Annotated in this window: 12 protein-coding genes; 4 read left to right on the forward strand and 8 right to left on the reverse strand. The window is 71.2% G+C overall.

The window, feature by feature from the left end:
• Positions 1-49: 49 nt before the first annotated feature.
• Both ACWIGU_RS01530 and ACWIGU_RS01535 read left to right on the forward strand, forming a co-directional pair.
• On the forward strand, positions 50-919 hold the full coding sequence (locus tag ACWIGU_RS01530; protein ID WP_454396262.1) for an SCO6745 family protein: 870 nt from the start codon (positions 50-52) through the stop codon (positions 917-919).
• A gap of 100 nt (positions 920-1,019) precedes the next feature.
• Positions 1,020-3,524: a Tex family protein gene (locus tag ACWIGU_RS01535; protein WP_454396264.1), complete on the forward strand. Its 2,505-nt coding sequence runs from the start codon at positions 1,020-1,022 to the stop codon at positions 3,522-3,524.
• 133 nt (positions 3,525-3,657) lie between these two features.
• On the opposite strand, the gene ACWIGU_RS01540 is transcribed toward ACWIGU_RS01535, so the two are convergent.
• Positions 3,658-5,301 carry an ABC-F family ATP-binding cassette domain-containing protein gene (locus ACWIGU_RS01540; RefSeq protein WP_454396265.1) on the reverse strand — a complete coding sequence of 548 codons (1,644 nt, stop codon included), beginning with the start codon at positions 5,299-5,301 and terminating at the stop codon, positions 3,658-3,660.
• A gap of 69 nt (positions 5,302-5,370) precedes the next feature.
• Positions 5,371-6,396, reverse strand: coding sequence for an oxidoreductase (locus ACWIGU_RS01545; protein WP_454396267.1), 1,026 nt, complete (start codon positions 6,394-6,396; stop codon positions 5,371-5,373).
• Positions 6,397-6,462: 66 nt separating this feature from the next.
• Between ACWIGU_RS01545 and ACWIGU_RS01550 the strand changes: the two genes are divergently transcribed.
• A complete protein-coding gene (locus tag ACWIGU_RS01550; protein ID WP_454396269.1) occupies positions 6,463-7,422 on the forward strand; it encodes an FAD-dependent oxidoreductase in 960 nt (319 codons plus the stop codon).
• Positions 7,423-7,446: 24 nt separating this feature from the next.
• Here the strand turns inward: ACWIGU_RS01550 and ACWIGU_RS01555 are convergent, their stop codons facing one another.
• From ACWIGU_RS01555 to ACWIGU_RS01565, 3 genes are all read right to left on the reverse strand, one after another.
• Positions 7,447-9,060, reverse strand: a complete 1,614-nt coding sequence (locus tag ACWIGU_RS01555) for a BCCT family transporter (protein WP_454396271.1) — start codon at positions 9,058-9,060, stop codon at positions 7,447-7,449.
• Positions 9,061-9,168: 108 nt separating this feature from the next.
• Complete coding sequence (locus ACWIGU_RS01560) at positions 9,169-10,455, reverse strand: M14 family metallopeptidase (protein WP_454396273.1); 1,287 nt, start codon at positions 10,453-10,455, stop codon at positions 9,169-9,171.
• Positions 10,456-10,466: 11 nt separating this feature from the next.
• A complete protein-coding gene (locus ACWIGU_RS01565; RefSeq protein ID WP_454396275.1) occupies positions 10,467-12,434 on the reverse strand; it encodes a Xaa-Pro dipeptidyl-peptidase in 1,968 nt (655 codons plus the stop codon).
• 204 nt (positions 12,435-12,638) lie between these two features.
• Between ACWIGU_RS01565 and ACWIGU_RS01570 the strand changes: the two genes are divergently transcribed.
• Positions 12,639-14,129: a M1 family metallopeptidase gene (locus tag ACWIGU_RS01570; RefSeq protein WP_454396277.1), complete on the forward strand. Its 1,491-nt coding sequence runs from the start codon at positions 12,639-12,641 to the stop codon at positions 14,127-14,129.
• A 15-nt stretch (positions 14,130-14,144) separates the two neighbouring features.
• Here ACWIGU_RS01570 and ACWIGU_RS01575 read toward each other — a convergent pair whose 3' ends face one another.
• The 3 genes from ACWIGU_RS01575 to ACWIGU_RS01585 form a co-directional block, all read right to left on the reverse strand.
• A complete protein-coding gene (locus tag ACWIGU_RS01575) occupies positions 14,145-15,008 on the reverse strand; it encodes an oxygenase MpaB family protein (RefSeq protein ID WP_454396279.1) in 864 nt (287 codons plus the stop codon).
• A gap of 68 nt (positions 15,009-15,076) precedes the next feature.
• Entirely contained in the window at positions 15,077-15,397 is a 321-nt protein-coding gene (locus ACWIGU_RS01580; protein ID WP_454396281.1) for a hypothetical protein, read from the reverse strand.
• A gap of 165 nt (positions 15,398-15,562) precedes the next feature.
• Positions 15,563-17,035, reverse strand: a complete 1,473-nt coding sequence (locus ACWIGU_RS01585; RefSeq protein WP_454396283.1) for an amino acid permease — start codon at positions 17,033-17,035, stop codon at positions 15,563-15,565.
• Positions 17,036-17,350 lie beyond the last annotated feature (315 nt).

Below are 17,350 nucleotides of genomic sequence, written 5' to 3' on the forward strand. Positions count from 1 at the left end.
GCGCGCCTCGCACGTTCCGCCCGTACCAACCAGTCGGTAACGTACTCGCATGACGACCTCCCCGGACGCCCGCGCCGCCCGCCGCTGCCACAACATGCTCAACCCGTTCCACTCGACGCACTACTTCTCGCCCGACCTGGGCCAGGAGCTGGGCGCCATCGGGATCACCCATCGGAGCGCGGCGTACTTCGCGGCCCGCGCGGCGGCGATGGGGGCCGTCAGTGCCGGAACCGTGACCGCGACGTTCTACAACTTCAAGCACGAGCTCGTCGCCGAACACGTGCCCGCGGTGTGGGAAACGGCCTCCCCGGAGACGGTCCTCGCGGCACGCGCGCGTGCCGTCGACTCGACGCTGCGCAGGCTCCTGGGCGACGAGATCGTGGCCTCCCCGGAGATGGCCGAGGCCGCCGCTCTCGCACTGCGGGCCACGGAGGCCTGCACCCGCCACGCCCGGCCGCTGTACGCCGCCCACGCCGACCTGCCGGTGCCCGAGGAGCCGCACCTCGCGTACTGGCACGCCGCCACGCTGCTGCGCGAGCACCGCGGCGACGGGCATCTGGCCGCGCTGCTCGCCGCCGGCCTCGACCCCGTCGAGGCGCTGGTGAGCCATGTCGCGACCGGCAAGGGCATGGCACCGAAGTGGCTGCTCGCCACGCGCGGCTGGACCCGCGAGGAGTTCGACGCGGCCGCCGACCGGCTGCGGGAGCGCAAGGTGCTCGACGCGCAGGGCGAGTTGACCGAACTCGGGGCGGCTCTGCGCCACGACCTGGAGGCGCAGACCGACCGGCTCGACCGGGAGCCGTACGCGCACCTGGGCGAGGCGGGCGTGGCCCGGCTCACGGAGCTGGCGGGCGGTTTCATGGGCACCGCCCTCGGCGCGGGCGCGTTCCCGGCCGACCTGATCGGCAAGGCCGCCTGAAAGGCCACCAGGCGCCGGCAGACCGGTGGGCTGCCCCCCGTTGTCGGAGCCACCTGCCACAATTGCCGCGCACCCTCAGTTGAGAAGGCGGTACGGCATCGTGGCAACACCCAGCGCAGGTCCCATCACGGGGTCCATCGAAGGCAGGATTGCCGAGGAGCTCGGCGTACGGGAGCGGCAGGTGAAGGCCGCCGTCGAGCTGCTCGACGGCGGTTCGACGGTCCCGTTCATCGCGCGCTACCGCAAGGAAGCGACCGAGATGCTCGACGACGCGCAGCTGCGCACGCTCGAGGAGCGGCTGCGCTATCTGCGGGAGCTGGAGGAGCGGCGTGCGGCGGTCCTCGACTCGGTCAGGGAACAGGGCAAGCTGACCGACGAGTTGGCGGCGCAGATCGCCACCGCCGAGACCAAGGCGCGCCTCGAGGACATCTATCTGCCGTTCAAGCCGAAGCGCCGCACCAAGGCGCAGATCGCGCGCGAGGCGGGTCTCGAGCCGCTGGCGGACGGGCTGCTCGGGGACCCCACGGTGGAACCGGCCGCCGCGGCTGCCGCGTTCGTCGACGCCGGCAAGGGCGTCGCGGACGCGCAGGCCGCGCTCGACGGCGCCCGCGCCATCCTCACCGAGCGCTTCTCCGAGGACGCCGACCTGATCGGCGAGCTGCGTGAGCGCATGTGGGGCCGGGGTCAGCTGGCCGCCAAGGTCCGCGAGGGCAAGGAGGAGGCGGGCGCCAAGTTCGCCGACTACTTCGACTTCTCGGAGCCGTTCACCGCGCTGCCCTCCCACCGGATCCTCGCGATGCTCCGCGGCGAGAAGGAGGACATCCTCGACCTGGCCCTGGAGCCGGAGGAGCCGGGTGACGTCGCCGGTGGCCCGTCCTCGTACGAGCCGATCATCGCGGACCGGTTCGGGATCCGGAACCAGGGGCGGCCCGGGGACAAGTGGCTGTCCGACACGGTGCGCTGGGCCTGGCGGACCCGCATCCTGGTGCACCTCGGCCTCGATCTGCGGCTGCGGCTGCGCACGGCCGCGGAGGACGAGGCCGTGCAGGTCTTCGCGGCGAACCTGCGGGACCTGCTGCTCGCCGCCCCGGCGGGCACGCGCGCGACGCTGGGCCTCGACCCCGGCTTCCGTACGGGCGTGAAGGTCGCGGTCGTCGACGCGACGGGCAAGGTCGTGGCGACGGACGTCATCCACCCGCACGTGCCGGCGAACCGGTGGGACGAGGCGCTGGCCAAACTGGCCCGCCTCGCCAAGGAGCACACGGTCGACCTGATCGCGATCGGGAACGGCACGGCGTCGCGCGAGACCGACAAGCTCGCCGGTGAACTCATCACCAGGCACCCGGAGTTGAACCTCACCAAGGTGATGGTGTCGGAGGCCGGCGCGTCGGTGTACTCGGCGTCGGCCTTCGCCTCGCAGGAGCTGCCGGACATGGACGTGTCGCTGCGCGGCGCCGTGTCGATCGCCCGCCGCCTCCAGGACCCGCTGGCCGAGCTGGTGAAGATCGACCCGAAGTCGATCGGTGTCGGCCAGTACCAGCACGACCTGTCCGAGGTGAAGCTGTCGCGCTCCCTGGACGCGGTCGTCGAGGACTGTGTGAACGGCGTGGGCGTGGACGTGAACACGGCGTCCGCTCCCCTCCTCGCCCGCGTGTCCGGCATCGGCTCGGGCCTCGCGGAGAACATCGTGGCGCACCGCGACGCGAACGGTCCGTTCACGTCGCGCAAGGGCCTCAAGGACGTGGCCAGGCTGGGCCCGAAGGCGTACGAGCAGTGCGCGGGCTTCCTGCGGATCCGCGGCGGCGACGACCCGCTCGACGCGTCGTCCGTGCACCCGGAGGCGTACCCCGTGGTCCGGCGCATGGTGAAGACGACGGGCGGCGAGGTCGCGTCCCTGATCGGGAACGCGGCGGCGCTGCGCGGACTGCGGCCGGCCGAGTTCGTGGACGACAAGTTCGGTCTGCCGACGGTCTCGGACATCCTGAAGGAGCTGGAGAAGCCGGGGCGCGACCCGCGTCCCGCCTTCAAGACGGCGACCTTCAAGGACGGTGTCGAGAAGATCTCCGACCTGGCCTCCGGGATGGTGCTCGAGGGCGTCGTGACGAATGTGGCGGCGTTCGGCGCGTTCGTGGACGTCGGTGTGCACCAGGACGGGCTCGTGCATGTGTCCGCGATGTCGAAGACGTTCGTGAAGGACCCGCGGGACGTCGTGAAGCCGGGTGACATCGTCAAGGTGAAGGTCCTCGACGTGGACATCCCGCGCAAGCGGATCTCGCTGACGCTGCGTCTCGACGACGAGGCGGCGACCGGCGAGCCGGGCGCCGGCGGCGGGGCGGGTGCCGGTGCCGGCGGCGGCCGCCGGGAGCGCGGCGGACGCCCGCCGCAGCAGCGAGGGCAGCAGCGCCAGGGACAGGCCGGGCAGGCACAGGGCGGCCAGGGTCAGGGCGGCCAGGGCCAGGGCGGCCAGGGCCGACGCCAGGGCCAGGGCCAGCGGCAGCAGTCCCAGGGGCAGCGGCGCGGTGGCGCGTCCGCGCCGGCGCCCGCGAACAGTGAGATGGCCGAGGCGCTGCGCCGCGCGGGCCTGCTCGACCCGAAGGGGCGCTGACACGCCCGGGGCCGGTCACCCCGCAGGTGACCGGCCCCGGGCAGCACCGCCGAACGCGGGCGGCTCATGTCAGCCCCGCGCACCCCGGCGGCCCGGGCACTGTGCAGGCCTACGCAGCACACGCCGCAGACCGTCAGACCGACAGCTCCGTCACCTTGCCGTCGGCGACCTCGAGACGCCGCTGCGTCCTGACGGCGTCCAGCATCCGGCGGTCATGGGTGACGAGCAGGAGCGTGCCCTCGTACGAGTCGAGCGCCGACTCCAGCTGCTCGATGGCGGGCAGGTCGAGGTGGTTGGTCGGCTCGTCCAGGACGAGCAGGTTGACACCCCGGCCCTGGAGCAGCGCCAGCGCGGCGCGGGTGCGCTCGCCCGGCGACAGCGTGGCCGCCGACCGCAGGACGTGATCGGCCTTCAGGCCGAACTTCGCGAGCAGGGTGCGCACGTCGGCCGGCTCGGTGTCCGGCACGGCCGCGCAGAACGCGTCGAGCAGCGACTCCGAGCCGTGGAACAGGGCCCGCGCCTGGTCGACCTCGCCGACGACGACACCTGAGCCGAGCGTCGCGTGCCCCGCGTCCAGCGGCACCCGGCCGAGGAGCGCGCCGAGCAGCGTCGACTTCCCCGCGCCGTTCGCCCCCGTGATCGCGATGCGGTCGGCCCAGTCGATCTGGAGCGAGACCGGACCGAGCGTGAAGTCGCCGCGCCGCACCTCCGCGTCGCGCAGCGTGGCGACGACGGCGCCGGATCGCGGCGCCGCCGCGATCTCCATGCGCAGCTCCCACTCCTTGCGCGGCTCGTCCACGACGTCGAGGCGTTCGATCATGCGCTGCGTCTGCCGGGCCTTGGCCGCCTGCTTCTCGCTGGCCTCGCTGCGGAACTTGCGGCCGATCTTGTCGTTGTCCGTGGCCTTGCGGCGGGCGTTCTTGACGCCCTTGTCCATCCAGCCGCGCTGCATCTGGGCGCGGCCTTCGAGCGCGGCCTTCTTGTCGGCGTACTCGTCGAACTCGTCGCGCGCGTGCCGGCGGGCGACCTCGCGCTCCTCCAGGTAGGCCTCGTATCCGCCGCCGTAGAGGTTGATCTCCTGCTGGGCGAGGTCGAGCTCCAGGACCTTGGTGACGGTGCGGGTCAGGAACTCCCGGTCGTGGCTGACGACGACCGTGCCCGCGCGCAGCCCGCGCACGAAGGACTCCAGGCGCTCCAGGCCGTCCAGGTCGAGGTCGTTGGTCGGCTCGTCGAGCAGGAACACGTCGTAGCGCGACAGCAGCAGCGAGGCGAGGCCCGCGCGCGCGGCCTGGCCGCCGGAGAGCGAGATCATCTCCTGGTCGAGCCCGACGCCGAGGCCGAGGGAGCCGGTGATCTCCTCGGCGCGCTCGTCGAGGTCGGCGCCGCCGAGGTCGAGCCAGCGCTCCAGGCTCACGGAGTACGCGTCGTCGGCCCCCGGGGCCCCGTCGACGAGGGCCTGGGTGGCCTCGTCCATGGCGCGCTGCGCGGCGTCGACGCCGGTGCGCCGGGCGAGGAACTCGCGCACGGTCTCGCCGGGGCGGCGCTCCGGCTCCTGGGGCAGGTGCCCCACGGTCGCGCCGGGCGGCGAGAGCCGCAGCTCGCCCTGCTCGGGGGTGTCGAGGCCGGCGAGGAGCTTGAGGAGCGTGGACTTCCCGGCGCCGTTGGCGCCGACGAGCCCGATCACGTCCCCGGGTGCGACCACGAGGTCGAGCCCGGAGAACAGGGACCGGTCGCCGTGCCCGGCGGCGAGGTTCTTGGCTACGAGAGTGGCAGTCATCAGACCGCCGATTTTAGCGATCGGACGGACCGCCCACGCCCGCCGCTCCCCGGCTGCGGAAGACCCCCCTCACCGGGCCATCGGCGCCACCAGCACGCTGCCCATGCTGCGGGCCACGACGAACGACTCGCCCCGGGTCGCCTTCGGGTCGAGGGCGATGCGGTGGCGGCCCGGTTCGAGTACGGCGTCGAAGACGTCCTGGGCGTGGCTGCGGTACAGCCGGTCGAGGCGGTACGCGGTGAGGCGGACCCGGCAGGCGGAGGTGACCTCCAGGCCCGCCTCCCCGTCGGCGGCGACGAGACGGGTGAGGCGGCGCTGCGGGACCGCGCGGCGGTCCAGGGCGCTCTCGATCTGGGCGACGAGGAGCGGGACGATCGGGGCGAGCCCGTCCACGTAGGCGGCCTCGGCGCCCGCCCGCTCGAACTGTTCGCGCACCGCGGCCCGGTCGGACGCGCTGACGGCGCGGCCGAAGGCGACCGCGCCGTAGGTGCGCAGTTCGTCGGGCGGCACACCGGCCGCGTCCTGGGTGATGTCGGCGCCGATGCCGATGGTGCGCAGCGCGGCGGCGAGCTTGGCGAGGACGGCGACGCGGGCCCCGATGAGCAGGACGCGGCGGGCCGGGGCGGGCTCCGCGCCGCTGTCGAGCAGCGGCCGCAGTGCCTCGCGGTACGCGGCGCCGTGGAAGCGGAAGGGGCCTATGCCGCGGTAGCCGTTGAGCTCCAGGTCGGCTCGTTCCTCGGTCTGCCAGGCGAAGTCCCGCCAGATGACGTCGGGCCCGTCCGCCTCGATGACCGCGGTGACGGCCCCGCATTCGAGGCCCTCGCACTCGGGGCACCCGTAGATGACGTAACGGCCGCCGGGGAGCGGAGCGTCCGCTTCGAGGAGCAGGCTGCGGACGTGGGCCGTGAAGATCGCCGGCGGGATGTCGGAGGCGAGCGGGGAGACGGCGTCGAGGTCGGAGAGCTGGAACAGCAGCGGCGAGCCGTTCACGATGAAGTCCAGGAACTCCCGGTGGACTTGGTAGTCCCCGTTCGTGAGAACTCCACCGGCGCGCATGGCCGGTGCCAGGCCGAAGGTCGCGTACTCGGCAGACATGCCCTGAGTATTCCCACCCATGACCTGATGTGAGCACGGCATGACCGATTCCGCTACGGTCCGCTCGTGGACAGTGACGCGAGCAGCGATGCGATCGTGGTCGGCGGCGGGGTCATCGGCCTGACGACGGCTCTTGAACTCGTAAGGATGGGGCGGCGCGTGCGGGTCTGGACGCGGGATCCCACCGCTCTGACGACGTCGGCGGTCGCGGGCGCGCTGTGGTGGCCGTACAGGATCGACCCGGTGGAACGGGTGAGTGACTGGTCGCTGCGGTCCCTGCGCGTGTACGAGGAACTGGCGGCGCGGCCCGGTCCTGCGGGCGTGCGCATGACGGAGGGCGTGCAGGCCGACACCCTCCTTGAGGGCCTGGGACCGTGGGCGGACGGGGTGGCGGGGCTTCGTCCGGCGACCCCGGCGGAGTACGGGGGCGGCACGGGCCTGTGGGCGCGGCTTCCGCTGGTGGACATGCCGGTGCACCTGGAGTGGCTGAAGGAGCGCTTCCTGGCGGCGGGCGGGTGCGTGGAGACGCGGGAGGTCACGGACCTCGCGGAGGCGGGCGCGGTGGCGCCGGTCGTCGTGAACTGCACGGGCATCGGCGCCCGGGCGCTCGTACCGGACGATGCGGTACGTCCCCTGCGCGGCCAGCTCGTCCTCGTGGAGAACCCGGGTGTGGACACGTGGTTCGCCGGCGGCGGCGACTCCCCCGACACCTCGACGTACTTCTTTCCGCAGCCCGGCAGGCTGATCCTGGGCGGGACGGCGCAGGACGGCGACTGGTCGCTCGAACCCGACCCCGCCGTGGCGGAGGCGATCGTGGCGCGGTGTGCGCAGGTGCGGCCCGAGATCGCGGGGGCACGGGTCATCGGGCACCGGGTGGGGCTGCGGCCGACGCGGCCCGAGGTGCGGGTCGAGCGGGAACGGGCGCCGTGGGGCGGGGTGTTGGTGCACAACTACGGGCACGGCGGGGCCGGGGTGACGGTCGCGTGGGGCTGCGCCCAGGAGGCGGCAGGGCTCGCCGTCTCCTGAGCGGGTCGACCGCGCGACGACAGGTCAGCCGACCGGATCGCCCTCACGCTCCGTGCCCTGGCCCGGCCCGATCCGGATCTCGAAGTCTCCGTCGTAGTGCTCGTGGCCGGCGATGACCGCCGCCTCGACGGCCTCGTCGCCCCTGTCGCTGCGCACGATCAGCGGGTCGTGGCGCAGGTCCCGCATGAGGGCCACGCACATCCCGATCATGACGAGGGTGAACGGCGCGGCGACGAGGATCGTCAGGTTCTGCAGTCCCGTCAGCGCGTTGCCCGAGCCGTTGCCGATGAGGAGCATCACGGCGGCGACGGCTCCGGTGACGACGCCCCAGAAGATGACCACGAAGCGGCCGGGTTCCAGGGCACCGTTCTGCGAGAGCGTGCCCATCACGATGGAGGCCGCGTCGGCGCCGGACACGAAGAAGATCCCGACGAGGATCATCACGAGCAGGCTGGTCACGGTGGCGATGGGGAACTCGTCGAGCACCCCGAAGAGTTGGGCCTCGGGAGTGGACGCCGCACGGAGGGCTCCATGCTCCTTCAGGTCCATCGCCGTGCCGCCGAAGACCGCGAACCAGACGAGGCTGACGGTGCTGGGGACGAGGATGACGCCGCCGACGAACTGGCGGATCGTGCGGCCCTTGCTGATACGGGCGATGAACATGCCGACGAACGGCGTCCAGGAGATCCACCACGCCCAGTAGAAGACCGTCCAGCTGCCCAGCCAGGCCGCGACGCCCTTGCCGCTGGACGCCTCGGTCCTGCCGATGAGCTGCGGCAGGTCACCGAGGTACGCGCCCAGCGAGGTGGGCAGCAGGTCGAGGACCAGGATCGTCGGCCCGGCGATGAACACGAACACGACCAGGATCAGCGCGAGGACCATGTTGATGTTGGACAGCCACTGGATGCCCTTCTCGACCCCGGACACCGCCGAGGCGACAAAGGCCACGGTGAGGACCGCGATGATGGTGACGAGGAGGCCTGTGCTCGCCTTGTCCATCCAGTTGAGCACCTCGAATCCGCTGCCGATCTGCAGGGCGCCGAGGCCGAGGGACGCGGCGGAGCCGAAGAGGGTGGCGAAGATCGCGATGATGTCGATGACGCGGCCCCAGGCGCCGTGCGCGTGCCGCTCGCCGATCAGCGGTACGAAGACGGAGCTGATGGTCTGCCGGCGGCGGCGCCTGAACGTGCTGTAGGCGATGGCCAGTCCGACGACGGCGTAGATCGCCCACGGGTGCAGCGTCCAGTGGAACAGGGTCGTGGCCATGGAGGTCTCCATGGCCTGGGCCGAGTCGACGGGCTGGGTGCCCGGCGGGTGCGTGGTGTAGTGGGCGAGTGGCTCGCTGACTCCGTAGAACATCAGGCCGATGCCCATGCCGGCGCTGAACATCATGGCGACCCAGGAGACGGTCCTGAACTCGGGAGTCTCGCCCTCGTCGCCCAGCGTGATCTTCCCGTACCGGCTGATCGCCAGCCAGAGCGCGAAGACGACGAAGCCGGACGCGGCCAGCATGAACGCCCAACCGCCGTTGTGGATCAGCCCGTTGAGGAGGCGCGTCGAGACGTCCTCAAGGGAGCCGGTGGCGACGGAGCCCCAGATGACGAACGCCACGGTGAGTGCGGCTGTCACGCCGAACACCACCCGGTCGGTCGCCGGACTCCGTCGCCCCGTCGCCTCCGCGGCAGGTTTGATTTCGGGATTATTCACCCCTCAGGACCTACCACAAACGACGCGAACGCCCCGGTTTCAGCACGTGGTGTCGGGCTCCCCCTCGATGAGGTGGTACGGAGCACGCGCGTCGAGGAGCAGCGTCACGAGCGCCCGTTCGGACTGGCGCAGCGGCACGAACACCCCTTCCCCTGTCCGGTCCTTGCGCACGGTGATCCCGTGCAGCGCCAACTTGTCCTTGACGGACGCGTACTGCGACGGGTCGAGGCGGTAGCCGCACGGCGGGTTCTGGATGATCTCCGCGGGCTCCGCCGGGTCGTTGTCCGCGCCGCCGACGTAGACGGGTCCGCGGTCGCGGTATCCGGCCACGCGGGCGGCGCCGGTGGCCGCCTCTATCCGGCCGCGATGCCGGTCGGTGAAGGTGAACAGGCCGCCGAGCGCGGAGAGTTGGCTCTTCACCCGGCGCCGGTTGTTGAGTGCCGGGTCGGCCTTCTCCGCGTCCGTCTGGGGGTCGACGCGGCTCTCGATGAGCAGCCCGACCGCGTGCTTCACGCCGGAGACGTTGCGCAGGATGCGCTCCTGCCCGTCCCCCGCGGTCTGCTTGACGGGCTCGCCGGTCACCGGGTCGGTCCAGATGCCGTACGTGCCGGTCGAGTATCCGCCCGCGTTGGCCGCAGGACGGACGTACGCCGTGGAGAGGGTCTCCGCCTCGTCGTGGACCTGGGTGTCGGTGTTGAGGTTGCGCGGCCAGAGGTCGAAGAGGTCCTTGTCGTAGTACTTGGGTGTGGCCCCGTACTCGTGGAGGTCGTAGATCACGTCGGGCTTGCGGTCGCGGATGACGGCGGCCATGGCCCGCGCCTCGGCGGTCTCCAGGGCGATGTGGTCGCGGTTGATGTCGATGCCGTCGGAGTTGCCGCGGGTGTTCGCGGCGCGCCCGTCGGGGTTGGCGGTGGGGACGACGAGCAGGGTGGTGCGGGACAGGAAGGCCTGCGTCTTCTGGTCCTTGGCGTAGGCGAGGTCGCGGATCGTGGTGAGACACGCCTCGCGGCCGGACGGTTCGTTGCCGTGCTGGCTGCAGATGAGCAGCACGGTGTTCGCGGTCCGGTGCTCGCCGATCTGGACGAGCTGGACGGGCCTGCCCTGCTTGGTGGTACCGGCCTTCTCGACGGATACGCGGTCGCTCGCCTTGTCGACCGCCGCGAGGAAGTCCTGCTCCTCGGGCTGACTGGTCCAGCGGGCGCCGTCGCTCTGCTCAAAACCGGTCCGCGGCGGCGCGGAGGTGGCCTGGGCCGGGGCCGTGAGCAGGGGCGCGGCGAGGGCGGCCGCCGTCGCGGCCAGGGCGAGGGTACGGATACGGGGTGCCATCGAGTGCGGTGTCATCGAGTGCTGCCTCCCGGGACGGGGCGGAACGGGCGGGGGTCGGACAGACGCTCGGGTGCCGATGTGCGCGGCGCGGCGGTGTGGGTGCCGGCCGTGGCGGACGCGAACGCGTGGGCTCCGCCGACGAGCGGGACGCGCGCGGACGTCCTGGACAGGTCGAGAGTGAGCGTGGGCTTGGTGGACGGCGGGTCGATGAGGTCCTTGTCGGTGCCCGCGACGATCAGCGCGAGGCGGTGGCCCGCTGGGACGACGTGGTCGCTGGGGGCCAGGTCGAGGGTGATCGTGTAGGGCTTGCCCGGGGTGAGCGGCTTGCCCGTGCGCTCCGAGGCGTAGGTGCCGAGGTCGGCCCAGCCGCGGCTGAAGACGGTCCGGTCGACGTCGGCGGTCTTGGCCTCGGTCCGCAGGAAGCAGGAGCTGTCGCCGGCCGTGCTCGCGCCCCAGCAGGTGCGGTCGGTGAGCGTGGTGATGCCCTCGCCGCCGTCGGCGTAGTCGCGGATGGTGGCCGGGCCGAGGTCGACGAGTACGGCCGAGAGGTGGGCGGTCGTGGTCGACGGGGTGGCGGTGACGGTGACCTTCGACGAGCCGGACAGGCGCAGGTCCTTGCCGAGCGGCTCGGTGATGAACCCGGCCTTGTCGGGCGTCGACTTGTCGATCTGCGCGGCCCAGTCGGTCTCGCTCAGCTTCGGGTCGTCGGTGAACACCTCGGTGCCCGAGCCGTGCTCGAGGCCGAGCGTGCCCACGCCGGCCGCGCTGCCCTTGCCAGGGCTCAGGCGCACGGAACCGGTGGTGCGGGGCGGCCAGACGCGGTCGGTGGTCCAGTGGTCGGGGGTGCGCTCGATGTCGGCCATCGGCTCGCGGTCCACGCCGTTGTCGTAGCCGAGGAGTTCATGGTCGAACCAGCGGTGGAGGGTGTCGACCCAGGCGCTGCGGCGGGAGTCGAAGGGGTCGACGTGGCCGGTCTGCGCGAGCCAGATCTTGCGGTCGACGCCCGCCTTCGCGAGGGCGTCCCACCACTGGCCGAAGTGCTTGGCGCGGACGTTGAGGTCCTGCATGCCGTGCACGACGAAGACGCTGGCCTTGACCTTGCCGGCGTCGGGCACATAGTTCCGCTCGTCCCACAGGCCGGTCCAGTCACCGGTTCTGGGCGCTTCATCGACAAGTCGCTTCTGCACGGCGGCGCAGCGCGCGCGGGCCTCGGGGCTCTCGACGTAGTCGGACAGCCACTCGGGTCCACTGTCGTACAGGGGCGCGCCCTGCTGGAAGTAGTAGTCGTACCAGGAGGAGATGCCGCCGATCGGGACGATCGTCTTCAGGCCCTCGACTCCGGTCGCGGCGACGCCGTTGGCGATGGTGGCGTCGTAGCTCTTGCCGATCATGCCGGTTCTGCCGTTGGTCCAGCCGGCCTTGGCGCGTTCGGTGCCGGTGCGGCTGGTGTAGCCCTTGCCGCGGCCGTTCAGCCAGTCGACGACGGCCTTGCCGGACTGGATGTCGGAGCGGCCGCCGACGTCGACGCAGCCGTCGGAGCGGTTGGTTCCGGCGAGGTCGACGGCGACGAAGGCGTAGCCGCGCGGCACGAAGTAGTTGTCGTAGAACAGCGGGAACTGGACGACGTTCCCGTGCTCGTCGTACGTCTTCTTCTGGCTCTCGTTGCCGCGGCCGCAGCAGGAGTAGTACGGGCTCGCGTCCATGATCACGGGGATTTTGCGGCCCTGCTGTGCGGGTTCGCGCGGCCGGACGACGTCGACGGCGACCCGGTCGGTCTTCCCGTCACCGTCGCCGTCGAGCCGGGTGTCGACCCAGACGGACTCGCGGATGGCCTTGTCGTACGAGTAGACGGGCTTCGACTCGCGGGGCGCGGCGCTCTGGGCGGCCCCGGGAGAGACGAGGACGGCAAGGAGTGCGGCGGTGGCCGCTGTCGCGAGCGTCCTCCACAGGGGGCGCGTGCGTCTCTCAGGTATCGGCATGGGGCGGAAGCTACCCCGGTGAACTCCCTTGCAAAAGAGGGCAGCCCCTGGCAGCGAAAGGCGCGATGAAAGGTCCATGGGACGGATTGGCGCATGTCGGCCGAATGGCGATCGTGTGACACGTGGGGCCATGGACATGACCGGGGCGGGAGGGGCTGAATAGGGTCGGCAACAACGTTCACGGCCCTACGACTTGGAGCTTTCGTGTACCGCAGACTCATCGCCCCGGGCGCACTGGCGGCCGCTCTCATGCTGGCGATCCCGGCATCGGCGGCGGACTTCGAACCTGGGGCTCCGGGCATCGGCGACCCCTATTACCCGGACTACGGGAACGGCGGCTACGACGTCTCCCACTACGACCTGCGCCTCAAGTACCAGCCGAAGACGGACCTCCTGGAGGGCACGGCGACGCTCCTCGCCGCGTCCACGCAGGATCTCTCACGCTTCAACCTCGACTTCGGCCTCAAGGTCAGCGAGGTCCTCGTCAACGGCAAGAAGGCCAAGTTCGCCACGTCGGGCGTGGAGGAGCTCGAGGTCACTCCGCCGGCGGGACTGCCCAAGGGATCGTCGTTCAGCGTCGTCGTCCGCTACGCCGGCAAGCCGTCCGACGTGAAGCTGTACGGCTTCACGTCCCCGCAGCGCACGCCGGACGGCGCCGTCTTCGCCAACGAGCCGGAGTCCGCGGCCTGGTGGTTCCCCTCGAACGACCACCCGCTCGACAAGGCCACGTACGACGTGTCGGTGGCCGTGCCCGACGGGACGCAGGCCGTCTCCAACGGCGTGCTCCAGTCGCAGTCGTCGAAGCTCGGCTGGACGCGCTTCAACTGGCGCTCCAACAAGCCGCAGGCGACGTATCTGGCCACGCTCGCGGTCGGCAGGTTCGACATCACGACGGACAAGACGGCTGACGGCCTGCCGGTCGTGAACGCGTACAGCAAGGACCTGGGCGACAACTACGGCGCGGCGCGTGCGAGCGTCGAGCGGACCACCGAGGTCGCCGAGTGGCTGGAGACGAAGTTCGGGAAGTACCCGTTCGACGCGCTCGGCGGGTACGTCCCGAACGTGCCGTCGCACTTCGCGCTCGAGACGCAGACGCGGCCCTTCTACTCCCCCGCGCAGTTCGCGAACGGCTCCAACGTGTCGGTGATCGTGCACGAGCTGGCGCACCAGTGGTACGGAGACAGCGTCTCCGTCGACGGCTGGAAGGACATCTGGATCAACGAGGGCTTCGCCCGCTACAGCCAGTGGCTGTGGTCGGAGAAGGAGGGCGAGGGCACGGCGCAGGAACTGGCGGACTACGTGTACGCGCAGCACCCGGCCGACGACGCGTTCTGGCAGGTCAAGCCCGGTGATCCGGGCGCGGAGAACCAGTTCGACATCGCCGTGTACGACCGGGGGGCGCTGGCCGTCCAGGCGCTGCGCAACGAGGTCGGCGAGAAGAAGTTCGCCGCGATCCTCAAGGGGTGGCCGCAGGAGCACGCTTACGGGAACGCGAAGGTCGGCGACTTCGTGAAGTTCGCCGAGAAGGTCTCGGGCAAGCCGCTCGCGGCGCTCTTCGACACGTGGCTCTACCAGCCGTCGAAGCCCGGCACGGCCGCGGCGCAGCGGGACCGGGTCGCGCGGGCCGGGGTGGCGCCGGCGAAGCCGAAGTCGTGGAAGCAGATCGCGGCGACGAACTCGGTGCACGACCACTGACGCACGGAGTGCCTGTCAGCGGGCGCGGGCCGTTTCGGCGGCTCGCGCCCGTCGCGCCATCGGCAGATAGCGCAGGCGCTCCGGCAGGAGCGGCACCACCCGCCGGACGACCGCGCCGAACCGTCGCAGTCTGCGCTCCTGGACCAAGGTCCACGGCAGGCCGATGGCCTCCCGCGCGTCGGGCGGCATCAGTCCGATCGTGAGGAAGCGGCGGAAGCGGGCGAGCGGGGGCAGCAGCAGCGGCCACAGCGCGCGCAGCGCGAGCCTGACCGGCAGCGGCCCGCGGTCGGGCGGCGGGACCAGTGCGTCGACGGCTACGAGTTCGCGTACGACGGTCGTCAGCTCGATCTCGTCGGCCAGGACCTTGCGGTAGTAGGGCCAGAACGCGTCGACGGTCTGCGGCATGTCGCGGTCGTGCAGGCCGAGGATCCGGCCGACCTGGAGCCACTCCGCGTAGAGCCGGCGTTCCTGCGCCTCGGTGAAGGGGCGGCGGCCGAGGTAGCGCTGGGCCTGCCGGTACACGGGGAAGCCGGTGGCGTGGACCCAGGCGTAGTACGCGGGAGTGAGCGCGTGGTAGCTGCGGCCCCGGGTGTCGGTGCCGCGGATGGTCCGGTGGAGCCGTCGCAGGCGGCGCCCCTCCTGTACGGCGTCCTCACCGCCGTAGACCCACAGCATCACCGAGCGCAGGGAACGCTCGCCGCGGCCCCAGGGGTCCGTGCGGAACACGGAGTGCTCGTCGACGCCCGCGCCGACGGCCGGGTGGGCGACCTGAAGGGTGAGTGCCGCGGGGAGGGCGAGCAGGGAGCGCACCTCACCGGCGATGTCCCACAGGATGCCGCCGGGCTCAGGGGGCTCGGGATCGAGGTCGTGCTGCTTCATACGGCTCCCCAGCGGTTCCCGGGTGATACGTGATCCAGTATGCGGCCCCGGGGTTCCTGTGGTGCGGCTCAGGGGTGTGCCATACCGCCGCCCTGCGACTCACTGCCCAAGCGGGAAGCCAGGTCGGACGCCAGCTCCGAGACACAGGTGCGCAGGTCCGTCTCGGCGGCGGCGACCGGGCCGCGCGGCACGCCGGCGAGGTCCGCCCGGGGCCGGACGGGAGCGCGCCGGCAGGGCTGAGGCAGTTGCTCGCTGCCCGGGGCGGCCGGCTCCTGATCCCCGGCCCACCGCCGCGCCCGGCCGAGGACCCCCGCCGCGAACAGGGCGACGGATGTGCCGAGTTGACCCACCTTGAGGTGGAATTCCAGGGGCAGGGATACGAGGGCCATGCCATGGACCTACCCGACCACCCGCCACTCGCAACGTGCGGCTCCGTCCCCGTGGCCGTACACCGTCACCGCGATGCTCAACGACCAGGTGGCGCCACCCCGGAGATACGTGATCTCCGACGTGACGCCACCGTAGGTGCTGCCACTGACAGTGGGGGGCAGGCGTTATTCGCCGCTGGTCAGTTTGGTCAGTTCCTCGGTCGACTCACGCTGGATGCGGCGGCGGGCGGCGAACCAGCCGGCGACGAGCATGACCGCGATGACCGGGATCAGCATCAGGGTCTTGCGGCCCGTCTCCGGGTCGTTCCACATGAGGCCGAGCACGAGCAGCAGGAAGACGATCGTGACGATCTCGGTGACCGGCGACCAGGGCAGGCGGAACGACGGCCGCTTGATCAGGCCCTGCTTGGCCCGCCGGACGAACGCCAGGTGGGCGACCATGATCATGACCCAGGTGCCGATGATGCCGATCGAGGAGACCTCGATGACGATCTCGAAGGCGTCGTGCGGGAGGAGGTAGTTGAGGCCGACGCCCAGGACGCCGACACCCGCGGTGAGCAGGATGCCGCCGTACGGCACCTGGCTGCGGTTCATGCGGGCGGTGAACTTGGGCGCGGAGCCCGACATCGCCATCGAGCGCAGGATGCGGCCGGTGGAGTAGAGGCCCGAGTTGAGGCTGGACATGGCCGCGGTGAGCACGACCAGGTTCATGATGTCACCGATGCCGCCGACGCCCAGCTTGCTGAACAGGGTGACGAACGGGCTCTCGTTCGACGAGTACACCGAGGACGGCAGCAGCAGCGCGAGCAGCACCACCGAGCCGCAGTAGAACAGGCCGACGCGCCACATGATCGAGTTCACCGCGCGCGGGACGACCTTCTGCGGCTCGGCGGTCTCGCCCGCCGCGACACCCACCAGCTCCAGGGCGGCGTACGCGAAGACGACACCCTGCATGACGAGGATCACCGACATCGTGCCGCTCGGCATGAATCCGCCGTGGTCCGTGATCATGCTCAGGCCCGGGGTCTGGCCGTCGATCGGGTGCTGCGTGGCGATGAGGAAGACGCCCACGAACAGGAAGGCGACGAGCGTGGCCACCTTGATGATCGCGAACCAGAACTCCATCTCGCCGAAGTACTTCACCGAGATCAGGTTCACGCCGAGCACGACCGCGAGGGCGATCAGCGCGAGGACCCACTGCGGAATGGTCGTGAAGGCACTCCAGTACTGGGTGTAGAGGGCGATCGCGGTGATGTCCGCGATGCCCGTCATCGACCAGTTGAGGAAGTACATCCAGCCGGCGACGTAGGCGCCCTTCTCACCGAGGAACTCGCGCGCGTACGACACGAAGGAACCCGAGGACGGCCGGTACACGACCATCTCGCCGAGGGCGCGCACGACCAGGTACGCGAAGACTCCGCAGACGAGGTACGCGACGGCGAGTGCGGGGCCCGCCGAATGGAGGCGGCCGCCCGCTCCGAGGAACAGTCCGGTACCGATCGCGCCACCGATCGCGATCATGTTGACGTGGCGGGCCTTGAGGTCCTTGCTGTAGCCGGCGTCACCCGCGTCGGCGGGCGCCTGGGACGCATCTGTGCGGGATGCGTCCAGAGCCGTGTTGGCGGCTTCCTTGCTCACGTGGGGGGATCCCTCTGTGGTGCCCGGATCGCTCCGGGGTCCGGATGTGCTGCGGCCCGCGACATTCCTGACATGGCGCGGACCGACTGTGCACCTTCCCCCACCAGGCAGGGAGCACGCGGTGGCGGAGATCACATAGCGGCACTTCTCACATGATGATCAGCCTCTGTACAGCGGGTTCCGCGAGGCGTATAAGCGCTCGCTCACGCCCCAACAGCCCCTTCACACCCGCCCTTTCCACCCCGTGGCGCTTTCACAACTTTGGTGTCTCAGCAATACTGTTGGACCTGCCCGGCGTGCGGAACCGGAGCACGC

The organism is Streptomyces sp. NPDC055400, assembly GCF_053644375.1.

Coding starts and splice junctions, on each gene's coding strand:
- ACWIGU_RS01530 (WP_454396262.1), top strand. CDS start 50: ATGACGACCTCCCCGGACGCCCGCGCCGCCCGCCGCTGCCACAACATG.
- ACWIGU_RS01540 (WP_454396265.1), bottom strand. CDS start 5,301: ATGACTGCCACTCTCGTAGCCAAGAACCTCGCCGCCGGGCACGGCGAC.
- ACWIGU_RS01545 (WP_454396267.1), bottom strand. CDS start 6,396: ATGTCTGCCGAGTACGCGACCTTCGGCCTGGCACCGGCCATGCGCGCC.
- ACWIGU_RS01560 (WP_454396273.1), bottom strand. CDS start 10,455: ATGGCACCCCGTATCCGTACCCTCGCCCTGGCCGCGACGGCGGCCGCC.
- ACWIGU_RS01565 (WP_454396275.1), bottom strand. CDS start 12,434: ATGCCGATACCTGAGAGACGCACGCGCCCCCTGTGGAGGACGCTCGCG.
- ACWIGU_RS01575 (WP_454396279.1), bottom strand. CDS start 15,008: ATGAAGCAGCACGACCTCGATCCCGAGCCCCCTGAGCCCGGCGGCATC.
- ACWIGU_RS01580 (WP_454396281.1), bottom strand. CDS start 15,397: ATGGCCCTCGTATCCCTGCCCCTGGAATTCCACCTCAAGGTGGGTCAA.